Source organism: Pseudoduganella sp. RAF53_2 (assembly GCF_052113985.1).
Lineage (GTDB): Bacteria > Pseudomonadota > Gammaproteobacteria > Burkholderiales > Burkholderiaceae_D > Rugamonas.
On the sequence record NZ_JBFRDW010001026.1, the window covers coordinates 1 to 1,277 of the forward strand.

Here is a 1,277-nt window from a genome sequence, read left to right on the forward strand (position 1 = left end):
TCCCGAGCCTGCTGATTGCCCTGGCCTTCGCTGCGCCAGCCGCTGTGAATGCCGCCAGCAACCAGGACATCACGGCGCGCCACTTCGCGTCCCTGGTCTCGGGACCGCAGCCCAAGCTGGCGGAACTGACCATGTTCTTCACCCAGTTCCCCAAGGGCGGCGACCTGCACAACCACTACTCCGGCGCGATCTACGCGGAGCAATACCTGGAGTGGGTGGATAAGCAGGGCTACTGCATCGACAAGGAAACCTCGCGCATCGTCACCGATCAGGCGAAACGCACTGCGGGCTGTGTCAGCGCCCAGGATCTGGCGCTGGATAACACGGCCCTGCGCAACCTGCTGCAACGCTGGTCGGTCAAGGACTTCTACAATCACGGCGCGCAGCAAATGCCGCCGGATCATACCTTCTTCGAAACCTTCGGCTACTTCAACGATGTGGCGTCGACCAATGGCAATGATGGCCTGAAGCGCCTGAAACAACGCGCCATCGATGAAAACCTGAGCTACATCGAAACGGTGTACGAGATCGCACCGATTACTCTGGACCCGGATTTCGACAAGTCGGTGAAGAATGACGGCTCGCTGCCGCAGCAATTAGATGCCTACCTGAAGAAGCTGGAAGCCAATCCATCTTTCGCCAAAGGCATCGCGGACTACAACACGCATCTCGACACCAGCAGCGCCGGTATCGACGATGAACAGTTCACCATGCGCTACCAGCCGTTCGTGCTGCGATTCCTGACGCCGTCCATGGTGTTCTCGCAAATGGCGGCCGGCTTCAAGCTGGCGATGTCGAATCCGAAGGTAGTGGCTGTCAATATCGTAGGCGCTGAGCACTTCACCGTGTCCATGCGCGACTACGATCTGCACATGCAAATGTTTAAGTTCCTGAAAGCTAAGTATCCACAGGTCAAGCTGTCGCTGCACGCAGGCGAACTGGCCCTGGGCATGGTGCCGCCGGAAGGCCTGAAGTTCCACATCGGTGAGGCGATCGACGTGGCGGGCGGCCAGCGTATTGGCCACGGGATCGATATCGTGCACGAACGCAATGCGCCAGCCCTGCTGAAGGAGATGCGCGATCGCAAGATTCCGGTCGAGATCAATCTCAGCAGCAACGAGTTCATCCTGGGCATCAAAGGCGAGGCTCACCCGGTGACGGTGTATCGCAAATACGGGGTGCCATTTGTGATCTCGACTGACGACGCGGGCGTGTCACGCAACAACTTGTCGAATGAATACATGCTGTTTGCGACCCGCTATCACGCCGACTATGCC

At 58.6% G+C, this 1,277-nt stretch carries 1 protein-coding gene; it reads left to right on the forward strand.

What is annotated here, in order from left to right; genetic code table 11:
- On the forward strand, positions 1–1,277 hold a 1,277-nt coding region (locus AB4Z11_RS32040; RefSeq protein WP_442030257.1), incomplete at both ends, for an adenosine deaminase.